Annotated in this window: 11 protein-coding genes; 2 read left to right on the top strand and 9 right to left on the bottom strand. The window is 46.3% G+C overall.

Annotated elements, in window-relative coordinates:
- Window positions 1-130: 130 nt before the first annotated feature.
- The 7 genes from modB to moaA form a co-directional block, all read right to left on the bottom strand.
- Complete coding sequence (gene modB / locus WA407_RS14205; protein ID WP_336077623.1) at window positions 131-796, bottom strand: molybdate ABC transporter permease subunit; 666 nt, start codon at window positions 794-796, stop codon at window positions 131-133.
- Window positions 797-823: 27 nt separating this feature from the next.
- Complete coding sequence (gene modA / locus WA407_RS14200; protein WP_061829723.1) at window positions 824-1645, bottom strand: molybdate ABC transporter substrate-binding protein; 822 nt, start codon at window positions 1643-1645, stop codon at window positions 824-826.
- A 102-nt stretch (window positions 1646-1747) separates the two neighbouring features.
- A complete protein-coding gene (locus tag WA407_RS14195) occupies window positions 1748-2827 on the bottom strand; it encodes a thiazole biosynthesis adenylyltransferase ThiF (protein WP_302058565.1) in 1080 nt (359 codons plus the stop codon).
- 63 nt (window positions 2828-2890) lie between these two features.
- On the bottom strand, window positions 2891-3622 hold the full coding sequence (locus WA407_RS14190) for a molybdenum cofactor biosynthesis protein (protein WP_302058564.1): 732 nt from the start codon (window positions 3620-3622) through the stop codon (window positions 2891-2893).
- Window positions 3623-3677: 55 nt separating this feature from the next.
- Window positions 3678-3926, bottom strand: coding sequence for a MoaD/ThiS family protein (locus WA407_RS14185; RefSeq protein WP_235309244.1), 249 nt, complete (start codon window positions 3924-3926; stop codon window positions 3678-3680).
- A gap of 133 nt (window positions 3927-4059) precedes the next feature.
- The gene (gene fdhD, locus WA407_RS14180) at window positions 4060-4872 is read right to left on the bottom strand and encodes a formate dehydrogenase accessory sulfurtransferase FdhD (RefSeq protein ID WP_165178516.1); all 813 of its coding nucleotides are present in this window, start codon (window positions 4870-4872) and stop codon (window positions 4060-4062) included.
- Window positions 4873-4912: 40 nt separating this feature from the next.
- Window positions 4913-5926, bottom strand: coding sequence for a GTP 3',8-cyclase MoaA (gene moaA / locus WA407_RS14175; protein WP_235309242.1), 1014 nt, complete (start codon window positions 5924-5926; stop codon window positions 4913-4915).
- 640 nt (window positions 5927-6566) lie between these two features.
- On the opposite strand from moaA, the gene fdhF reads away from it, so the two are divergent.
- Together fdhF and WA407_RS14165 are read left to right on the top strand one after the other, a co-directional pair.
- The gene (gene fdhF / locus WA407_RS14170; protein WP_336077622.1) at window positions 6567-9509 is read left to right on the top strand and encodes a formate dehydrogenase subunit alpha; all 2943 of its coding nucleotides are present in this window, start codon (window positions 6567-6569) and stop codon (window positions 9507-9509) included.
- 12 nt (window positions 9510-9521) lie between these two features.
- Window positions 9522-10004, top strand: a complete 483-nt coding sequence (locus WA407_RS14165; RefSeq protein WP_254328850.1) for a DUF1641 domain-containing protein — start codon at window positions 9522-9524, stop codon at window positions 10002-10004.
- A gap of 82 nt (window positions 10005-10086) precedes the next feature.
- On the opposite strand, the gene WA407_RS14160 is transcribed toward WA407_RS14165, so the two are convergent.
- Window positions 10087-10440 (bottom strand): hypothetical protein, encoded by a 354-nt coding sequence (locus WA407_RS14160; RefSeq protein WP_235309238.1) that lies wholly within the window; start codon window positions 10438-10440, stop codon window positions 10087-10089.
- 139 nt (window positions 10441-10579) lie between these two features.
- The gene (gene kdgT / locus WA407_RS14155; RefSeq protein WP_336077621.1) at window positions 10580-11581 is read right to left on the bottom strand and encodes a 2-keto-3-deoxygluconate transporter; all 1002 of its coding nucleotides are present in this window, start codon (window positions 11579-11581) and stop codon (window positions 10580-10582) included.
- Window positions 11582-11587: the final 6 nt, after the last annotated feature.

Genomic DNA, 11587 nt, shown 5'->3' with positions numbered 1-11587 from the left:
AATCGTTGTCGAAAGGAACAAGAAACCCTGCGTTTTAGTAATCGCAGGGTTTCTTGGTGATCTAAGCTGCTCTATAACGTTGCCGCAGCTGCCCTATCGTCAGACTGCGCATGTTCTTACTCCAGACGGACTAATCCTTTACCAGTCGATTAGAAAGCATCAACATGATAAAAGAGAATAAAATGATGACGGCTACCCAGCTCCAGGAGAGTGTCATATTTCCGACCTCGGACGCAGTGTAAATTGCTGTAGGCAGAGTTTGGGTCTGTTCAGGAATATTACCTGCAAGCATCAGCGTAGCGCCAAATTCCCCTAACCCTCGGGCAAATCCGAGAATGTATCCTGAAATGAGCGGTCGATAGGCAAGGGGCATCGTAATGTGGCGAAACACTTGCCATTCGTTGGCACCTTGCGCACGTGCAGCCTGTTCTAGCTCCGGGTCTACAGCTTCAAATCCTGCTTTAATCGTACGGTAAGCCAGTGGAAAAGCAACAACTACGGCCGCCACCACTGCAGCTCCCCACGTAAATACAATCGTCTGCTCGAACAGGTTTTCGAAGGCAGTGCCAATCCAGCTTTTCCTTCCCAGCAAGATGAGCAAAATAAAGCCAACAACAGTGGGAGGCAAAACGAGCGGAAGAAGTAGGACGGTCTCGATCACGCTGGTCCCCCTCCGCGGCATGCAGTTCGCCATCATTCGCGCTACCACAGTAGCTAATAAAAAGACGATGATGCTGGCGACGACAGCGACTTTAACAGATACGATAACCGGAGGAAGAAAAGCTGACCAATCCAACGGGACCCCCTCCTTTATCTGTGAATTCTATTTTCCCGTCATTTCTGTAGGGGCTGAAAATCCATCTTTACTGAACACACTCATTGCTTCATCTGTCCGTAGAAAATCAAGAAACTCGCCTGCTTCCTGGCTATGTTTGGTTGCTTTTACAATGCCTTCAGGATACAGGATGGGTGCATGCAATTCCTCGGGCACTTCCAGTGCTATGACCGTTTTATCGGATGATTTGGCATCCGTTAAATAGACGAGTCCTGCATCGGCGTTGCCTGTTTCAACATAATTTAATACCTGTCTTACGTCCTTGGCGAATACCATCTTAGGTTCCAGCTTGTCCCATAGTCCAGCCTTCGTTAACGATTCTTTGGAATACTGTCCAGCGGGAACGGTAGTAGGCTCCCCAACAGCCACTTTCAGGAAAGAAGGACCCATCAAGTCATTGAGCGTAATGCTTTTGTTATCTGTGCTTTTCGCCTTATCTTGCGGAATAACCACAACCAGTTTATTTTGAAGCAGCACGTTATCCTTTTCCACCAATGAAGCATCGGTTAACGCCTTCATTTGCTTCATGCCTGCCGAAATAAATACGTCAGCGGGTGCGCCTTGCTCAATCTGTTTTTGTAATGTACCAGATGAAGCGTAGTTAAAGGTAAGTTTGATATCTGGGTGCTGTTTCTCATACTGGCCTTTGAGCGTATTCAGACTATCTTGAAGACTTGCAGCGGCAGATACAACTAGTTCTGTCTTGGGTGCGGACTGTGCCGATTGTACAGCAGCCGGAGACGAGCAGCCCGCCAGAACCCATGCCAACAATCCAACGAACGTGAATATGTACCCAAATTTCTTTTTCAACTTGTTTTTCCCCTATCCTATAAATTCCAAAATGAGATGACGAAATGTGATAGCGAAAATAAGGAAACATTGTACATCTCATAACGGGTCGAATCTATTGGGTCAACCCAAATATTTGTGATAAATCGATCTCGCCTCGGCGATGTCCTTCGTGCCATGAATTAAGACGCGTCCATCCTGAAAAAGAACGATTCGATGCGTTCCGATAACAACGGATACCAGGTATGGATTATGCTCCACCTTGCCCCCCTGACGGGATAACAAACGTGCCGCTTCATTCAGATCACGTACAGTACCCGGGGCAGGGCGGATTTGAACCGTATCTCGTCCGCACAAGACAGCCGTTTTAGCCTGATGCTCCGATTGTAAAAATGGATACACTGGGTGCTCACCACACGTTGGGCAATCGGCTTTCTTCATGGCGCTGATTTGAATCGCCTGATGCTGATTGTTCCACAGATCGAAAGAAATCAGCTTATTTTGCAAAGCCGAATCGTCCCCGGTGAGCAGCTTCAATGCTTCGGCGCTTTGATAAGCGGCCACCATCTGTACAGCCGGGCTAATCACACCGACCGTATCACAGGTCGCACCGCCAAGTGGTACGGTCCCGAGTAGGCAATGCAAGCACGGTGTCTGCCCTGGCACGATGGTAAAGGTTGTCCCGTAGCTGCCTACACACGCTCCATAAATCCAAGGAATTCGGTGCTTGACCGCATAATCGTTCATAAGCAGACGTGTATCGAAATTGTCAGTGGCATCTACGATAAGATCCACCCCTGCTGCGATATCGTCGATTTCCTCCAGCGAGACGTCCCGGACTAGCGCACGAATGTCCACGTCCGAATTGATTTGCTGCAATCGCTTCTGCGCGGCCACTGCCTTGGGGATCTGACCACGGGCATCCGCTTCGTCATAGAGTTGTTGGCGCTGCAAATTGCTCCAATCTACATAATCACGGTCTACCAACGTCAGCCGTCCGATGCCCGCTCGCACCAGCATGTCAGCATTGGCAGTGCCCAGTGCGCCGGCCCCCACCATCAGCACGTGCTTACTACGGATATTTTGCTGGCCTGTCGGTCCAATTTTCGAGAATAATTCCTGTCTAGAATAACGGGCATGAGACGCATGCGCATGTGCTTGTGCAGCAACTTCTATTTTCTGGATTTTGTCCATTTCTGACATCGTTGATTTACGCCCCCATACTTATCCATTGATAGCTACAAGTTGATCAGACAAGCTAAAAGTTCAAATGTCCTCGCCCTTATGCGAAAGCTTTGGAGTATTTTGAGGGTTCCAGCCACCCAGCTGATGCCCCTTCCATTCTGAGCCGTCCTCCCACACTTCCTTTTTCCAAATCGGTACGATTTGCTTTAACCGTTCAATGGCATGGCGGCTGGCTTCGTAGCAAGTATCACGGTGTGCAGCAGAGACAGCAATCACCACACTCGTCTCTCCAATTCTTACCGTACCAAGCCGATGTGTAATTGCAGTACGTGTAGAAGGCCAACGCTCTGCAATTTCGTCACCAATCTGCTTCATCGTGTTCATGGCCATCGGGACATACGCCTCATATTCTAGCAGCACCGTTCGCTGACCTTGCGTAAATTCCCGAGTCGTACCATTGAAGGTCAGCGAGGCGCCATGAGAAGGGTCGAGCACCTTTGAGGTTACTTCATCGGCATCAATCGGGTCGTACGTAATAGCAAATAAGCCACATTTTGAAACGACCGTCTCCATCCCGGGTGCTGACTGATGGAGAGCAATTGCATCTGATGGAAGCACAAGTTCATCTGGAGAAGCCAAATTTTTATGATGGGTAAAAAAAGAACCTGGCAGTTGTGAAGTCACTTCCGGGTACAGCTCATTCAGCCTTTTTCGAATGTCTGCAATGGTCACTGCTTCCTGTGAAAGTTCTACCGTGATCACATCACCAAGTTGCTCCGCCATACCTGCGAATAGCTGAATACGGTATTGCATATGATCTGCCCCCTTGCACCTATTCTATCGAATTCATTTATTCTATTAATAGAATTCACCCTCCTGAAACCGGAGGAATAATCGCTATCTCATCATGGATACTTATGAGGTCCTCAGGAGCGGCATAGGCTTGATTTCTGGCAACAAAAGAACCCTGCAACTGGGCTGCTGCTTCAGGGAAACACTCGGATAGCAAGCCTTTTAACGCGGAAACGCTCATCGTTTCTTGATCAGTAGGCACCGTAATTATAGGCCCTCCCATCTGTTCCGCAAGTCCGGCAAATACTTGAATATGATAGTTCATTTAACATCCCCTCCTTTTCAGTACAGTGACTGTCCACCACATATGTACCAAGAAAAACCAACATGAATGAATACCCCGAAAGGTTTTATTCCATGCTGGTTAACTATGACGGTGTACAATGAGGATTTGTATATTATATTTTAGATTCAACCAGTTCATCAATCCGCTCGGTATGCGTATATACATTCAGAGAATGACTGCGTATAAAGCCGACGGTTGTAATTCCCAGATCCTCAGCTAACTCAAGTGCAAGCTCTGTGGGAGCTGACTTGGACAACACAACTTCACAGCCAATCTTCGCAACCTTCAACAAAATTTCAGACGAAATGCGTCCGCTGAATACTATGATTTTGTCTTGTAATACAATATCATGTTTTAGGCAATGCCCATAGATTTTATCCAGCGCATTGTGTCGGCCGATATCTATTCTGGACAGGATCATCCCGTCTTTATCGCACAACGCTGCATTATGAACACCACCGGTCTCTTGGAACGTAAGTGCCGAGCTTTGCATTAAATTCATCAAGCGGAAACAATCGTCAAAAGACAGCGTAACATGGGTATCATTCATTCTTTTTGCCACTTTAGCATCATTCATAAAATAAAAGCCCTGTCTGCTTTTTCCGCAGCAGGAGGTAATGTACCGTTTGGAATGAAAGTTTTGATAAAACTCATTCATTCGACGGGTTTTAATATGAACAAAACCTTCTTTTTCCTGAACCCAAATATCTTCAATATCATCGTACCGTTGAATGACGCCTTCAGAGGCCAAAAAACCTACTGCCATATCCTCCACATACTCTGGTGTACAAACCATGGTAGCAAATTCCTGCTGATTGATTTTGATGGTCACCGGATGCTCCGTCACCACAGTGTCTTCAAAACGCTTGATCTGACCGTCACGATAACGTAGAATCTCACGTTTTACCTCAGCTGGCTTTTCCATGTGCTCCACTCCCTTGTTTCTGACAGGCGGGCTCTTCGGCTCACCCGCCGATGTGTGACATTTCAATTTTAGACGTTGCTTGCTGTGTATGATTCAGCCGTTCCTCTGAATAGCGGTCCGTACGTTCTCTCCAAACACGCTCAATGTAAGCTCTAATCTCGTCATCAGACTGTTCGGAACGCAGCATCGCGCGAAGCTTGTACCCTTGAGAGGCAAACAGGCACGTGTACAAGGAACCTTCAGCAGAAATTCTCGCTCGTGTACATGTGGAGCAGAAGGCGTCCGTAACAGACGAAATAATGCCGATTTCCCCGTCTCTGTCCTGATACCTGTAGCGCGTCGCCACCTCACCTTTGTACTGGGGTGGAACAGGCTCTAACGGCATATGCTCATGAATGGCTTCGATGATCTGCTGCTTGGAAACGACCTGATCCAATTTCCAGCCATTGGTGTTGCCTACATCCATAAACTCAACAAAACGTAAAATATGCTTTTTCTTTTGGAAATAGTCAGCCATGGGAACAATATCCTGATCGTTAAAGCCCTTTTGCACGACCATATTTATTTTCACCTGCATCCCTGCATGAGCGGCAGCCTCAATACCATCCAGCACCGCCTTTACACTGCTTCTGCCCCCGTTCATTTGGCGGAACCGATCATCATCGAGCGAATCCAGACTAACCGTCACTCTTTTCAGTCCCGCCTCTCGCAGTGCTACAGCATATTTAGGCAAAAATACGCCGTTTGTCGTCATTGCAATATCTTCAACGCCATCGAGTTGAGTTAACGAATGAATAAGCAAGGACAAATTTTTCCTCAGCAACGGCTCACCACCAGTAATACGCAACTTCGTAACGCCCAGCGAGACAAAAATACGGGAAAGGCGCGTAATTTCCTCAAAGGTCAATATTTTTTCTTTTGGCAAAAACGGATAGTCATGGCCAAATATTTCTTCCGGCATACAATATCGGCACCGAAAATTACATCGGTCTATGACGGATATTCTTAAGTCCCGTAACGGACGATTCCATTGATCGTCGCTCCGGTTCGCCATCCTGTTCACCTCAATCCGTCTTCATTAATAAAACTCTTTACACTCTAAATTGGAACGGCATTTCCATTCATTTTATACTGAACCAAAAAACCGGCATCACAACAACTTCTTCGCTTATGAATATCGAAGAATCTGCTAAATGCCGGTTAATTTATCTACATCAGGATTTTACGAATCCCACTTCATGTGATATAGAAAAATCAAACTAACAAGCGCTGCGACAAATAAAATATACGCGGTTCCCACGCACACTCCATTTACGATTGCTCTGAAATAGATTACATTCCTATTGTTAGCAATCCTGGAACGTTTGTCAATGATTTTTCGATTTCTCAAACGATAATCATTATCAATTAAAAAATTAATAATGTACCGTTGAACTATCTTAAATTTTACGTTATAGTTACACGAGATGACATGCAGAAAATGACATATCTAAGTTATTCAGAAGTTATTGATATACAGACGGTGCGTACTGTTTGTTATTAATACATATTCAAATGGCGGATTGGCCTCCAGGACCTAGAGCTTGGTCACTACTCCACCATAAACACAAGTGCTGGAACACGAGCACTTGTGTTTATGGTGGAGTTTTTTTATTCCTAATTTTTAAATTTAAAATCTGAAAGGAGCCTGAACCGTGACTGATAGTACGATCAAAATTACATTAAACGGACAGGAACTGAAAACGAAGAACAGCGCAACGATTCTTGAAGTGATTAACGAAAACAACATCGCCCATCCCCAGCTGTGTTACGTTCCCGAAGTCGATCCGATCCGCACCTGTGACACATGTATCGTGGAAGTGGACGGAAAACTTATGCGTTCCTGCTCAACACTGGCTTCGGATGGAATGAATATTCATTTACACTCGGATCGCGCGAAAGCAGCTCAAACCGAGGCTATGGACCGATTGCTAGAAAATCATCTCCTCTACTGCACAGTGTGCGATAACAACAACGGTAATTGTACTTTGCATAATACAGCAGAGCTTATGGAGATTGAACATCAAAAATATCCGTATCAACCGAAAGTTGACCCGACAGAAGTAGATATGTCTCATCCCTTCTATCGATATGACCCCAATCAATGTATTGCATGCGGCCAATGCGTAGAGGTATGCCAAAACCTTCAGGTCAATGAAACGCTGTCCCTTGACTGGGAAGCGGAACGCCCTCGGGTCATATGGGATGACAGGGTTGCGATTAACGATTCTTCCTGCGTCAGCTGCGGTCAGTGTGTAACCGTCTGCCCATGCAATGCCTTGATGGAGAAATCCATGCTGGGAGAAGCAGGCTTCATGAGTGGTATGAACAAGGATTTATTAAATCCGATGGTAGATTTAATAAAGGAAGTGGAGCCGGGCTATAGTGGGATTTTTGCTATTTCCGAAGTCGAAGCAGCAATGCGTGAAACCCGTACGAAAAAAACGAAAACCGTCTGTACGTTTTGCGGTGTAGGTTGTAGCTTTGAGGTTTGGACCAAAGGTCGCAAAATTTTGAAGGTACAACCTACCTCTGAGGGACCTGTTAACGGTATCTCAACATGCGTAAAAGGGAAATTTGGCTGGGATTTTGTGAACAGCGATCAGCGTTTGACCTCCCCTTTAATTCGTCAAGGTGACGAATTTGTGGAAGCTACCTGGGAAGAAGCCTTGAGCCTGATGGCCAGCAAAATGGGAGCTATTCAAGAAACTTACGGCGGTGAGGCACTCGGCTTTATTTCTTCGTCCAAATTTACCAATGAAGAAAACTATTTGATGCAGAAGTTGGCTCGTCAGGTCTTCCAAACGAATAACGTCGATAATTGCTCACGGTATTGCCAATCTCCTGCGTCATGGGGGCTGCAATACACCGGAGGCATCGGTGGGGACAGCGGTACAATTAAAGACATTGCCAAAGCAGGTTTGGTCATGCTGGTCGGTTGCGCGCCGGGAGAAGGACATCCAGTGCTGGCTACTCGTATCAAACGTGCGCATAAGCTGCACGGTCAAAAGTTGATCTCGGTCGACCTGCGCAAGCATGAAATGGCAGAACGCGCAGATCTGTTCATTCGTCCGAAGCAAGGTACGGATTATGTATGGTTATCCGCTGTAGCCAAATACATCATTGAGCAAAACTGGCATGATGCAAAATTCATTGAAGAGCATGTAAACTTCTATCCTGAATATTTGAAGTTGCTAGATCGTTTCACCCTGGAATTTGCCGAACAGGAAACTGGTATTTCCAAAGAGACACTGATTCAGGTAGCGACTATGATTCACGAAGCCGACGGCACTGCCATTTGCTGGGGCATGGGTGTGACGCAAAACATCGCAGGCTCTTACACTTCGATTGCAATTGCCAACCTACTGCTGGTGACTGGAAACTTTATGCGTCCGGGTGCAGGCGCATATCCGCTTCGCGGACATAACAATGTTCAGGGTGCTGCCGATATGGGTACAATGCCGGATATTTTCCCGGGCTATCAGCCCGTGACGAACGATGTCGTTCGTGCCAAGTTCGAAGCGGCCTATGGCGTACAAATTCCAGGTCAACGCGGACTAGACAACATTCAGATGCTGGAAGCTATTGAAACAGGTAGGCTCAAAGCGATGTATATCGCTGGAGAAGAGATGGCATGGGTGGATGCCGACTCCAACCATACCCAAGAAATGCTGGCGAATTTGGATTTCCTTGTCGTTCAGGATGTATTTCTGAGCAAAACAGCTGAATTCGCCGATGTCATTTTGCCAGCCGTACCTTCACTCGAAAAAGACGGAACCTTTACGAACACCGAACGTCGTGTCCAGCGTTTATATGAAGCACTCCGCCCTATGGGAGACAGTAAACCGGATTGGTGGATTTTCAGCCAATTTGCCAAGTACATGGGATTTGATTGGGATTACAGCCATCCAAGTGAAATTTTTGAGGAAATGGCGTCGCTCACTCCATTTTTCTCCCAATGTAATTATGATGTATTGGAAGGCTGGAACAGCTTCCACTGGGGATCGCCGGATGGTAGCAATACACCGCTACTGCACACCAACGGCTTTAACTTTCCGGATAAAAAAGCGCGTTTGGGACTTTTCGAATATGTGCCACCGAAAGAGTACCCCGTTGAATTCGATCTGACCTTAAATAATGGTCGACTGCTCGAACAGTTTCATGAAGGAAATATGACGACCAAATCAGCGGGTATTCAGCTCAAACTTCCAAAAGTATTTGTAGAAGTGTCCCCTGAATTGGCTGAAGAGCGCGGAATCCATAATGGATCGCTGGTTCGATTGGAATCCCCTTATGGTGCGGTCAAGCTACGCGTTCTGGTTACAGACCGGGTGCAGGGAACTGAAATTTATGTGCCGATGCACTCTACCAGCCATGATGGTGCGGTCAATCTGTTAACTGGTGGAGCGTTCGATGTGGTCACCCGTACACCGGCCTATAAACAAGCCAAAGTACGGATGCAAATTTTGGAGGTAGACGGTCAAAATCCACTACCACGTATCAATCCGCGTTACAAAAAGCGTCATCCGCAAAATGGGGTTGAAGTGGACCGTAAGTGGAATCGTCCCGGTTACGTCGATTTAGTGGATCAAAAATAAGGAGGTCAAGCCGTGGCTAAGCCTATTTCAATTGTGAGAAAACGCATTTTGACAGAAGAAGAACGGCAAAAACAATCGCTGGATCAGCTTACTGCTGATCTGGCGGACAATGGGGCGGCATTGCAGAAGACACTTGAAATCGTACGTGAACTGCACGATAGTGGTCTTCTCGAAGCAGCTCAGTCTATGCTGAAGGCTAAAGAAAGCATCGCCAAAATCGCTGTAGGACAAGCGACGCGTAAGCCTGTGACGAACATCATTAATAATCTCATGGGAGCAGCAGGAATGCTGTCTGAGGTAGACCCCGAGCTGATGAAAAAGCTGGCAAAAAGCGTTACTAATGGCCTGAACGAAGCCGATAAACATCTAAAGCAGAATAAAAAGACTCGTCTGCGCGATCTTATGAAGGCGATGAATAATCCAGATGTAAACCGGGCAATGGGATTTGGCATTCATTTTCTCAAAGGAGTGGGAAAAAGTTTGTCTGATAAATAGCTCATAGAGCGTGAAGGTGGAAGACTAGTAACAACAGACAATAAAAAGAGCTGGCTCCGAAAACGGGGGCAGCTCTTTTTATTTATTTTTTATCCACCTGCAATAGCGTCACCGTTTTAAGAGAAATGGCATCTTTTATTTGCTCCTCTGCGATGACCTTGAGCTTAAGCAAACTGGCAATCTTCGACGTATCTGGCTTGGAAAACAAGCGCCATAGCTGCGGATCAGGCAGTGAATCATACAGCTTTGTATGATCGTATTCCTTGCGGTGCTGCTGTATAATCTTGACTCGGTAGTTGCCAATTTCCCAATCTGATACTTCCTGCTGTGCACAATGTGCGGTAATGTCATTACGTAAATCAGTCAGTTCACCTTCAATTTCTTTTTGCTTTTGCTTTAACTGGTAGTAGCGACGCACCTTGTTTTCCAATCCCATCACGCTCCTCTGCTTACATATGTATGTTTGCAGAAGCGTTTTAGGACAAGTTTTGTAATGTTAGGATTAAAGGTATAACTGTAAAAGCATTTCCCGGGTAATGGAAAGGTCCATAAGGCGAGCCATCATCATCCAAACTTTATTTAGGCAAATTCACCCCTGGTTTTACAGGTCCTGTTCCTTGGGATTTCCCCTTACGTTTCATATAATTGGCCCAGTATGCCGTCAGAATAGGTACTAAAATCGAGGTCACAATGACCGAAGCAGCAACTAAGGCCGTTGCAGATTGCGCTACAGGCAGAAACTCAGGCTTGATGTTGGCGACAATGACTGGATTGGCTACTGCTGCACCTGCTGTACTGGAGGCTGCAATTCCTGCTGTACCGTTGCCACCACCGATATATTTGTCAGCCAAAATCAGTGGAATACCTGTAACGATAATGACAAAAATACCTAATAAAATACCAAGCATTCCTGTCTGGACAATGACACTCAGATCAATGGAACAACCAAGTGCAAAACCGAAAAATGGAATCAAAGCTTGCGTTGCGTTCCCAAAATATTTTCGGAAATCATGATCCAGATTGCCCAACATAAATCCGACCAAAAATGGTAATACCGCCCCCACAAAGGTCTGCGGTTCAAAAACGGCCAGCCCGGTGCTACCCAAAATAATCATGGTCACCAACGGACCCGATTCCAGTGACATCAGTACAAATGCTCCTGCCTCTTCCTTGGAGCCATACTGCTGCATAATGGAGGCATATAACCCGCCGTTTGTCATATCCATAGCTGAGATCAACGCCAGCACCGACAAACCTGCAAATAGTCCACTTTCTACGCCACCAACAGGCAGCAATCTGGACGCAATGATCGCCACTACCCACGCGACCGCGATTTTAGTCAGTACGAGCGTTCCTGATTTACGCAATACAGTACCCGTCGCTCGCACATCTATAGAAGCACCCATACAAAAAAACCACACTGCCAAGATGGGTACCGTACCTGTCATCAGCCCCTTGGTAAAAGATCCAAAATAGTCGCCTGCCCATGGAGTAAATGTATGAAAAAGCGCGCCAATAAACAGCGGCACCAGCATAATGCCCCCTGGAATTTTATCAATGTTTTGTTTGATTTTCATAACTTC

The sequence above is a fragment of the Paenibacillus sp. 203 genome (genome assembly GCF_037027525.1).
GTDB classification, from domain to species: Bacteria; Bacillota; Bacilli; order Paenibacillales; family Paenibacillaceae; genus Paenibacillus; species Paenibacillus polymyxa_B.
The sequence above is the reverse complement of the archived record's forward strand: the minus strand, read 5'-3'. Positions and strand labels throughout refer to the sequence as shown.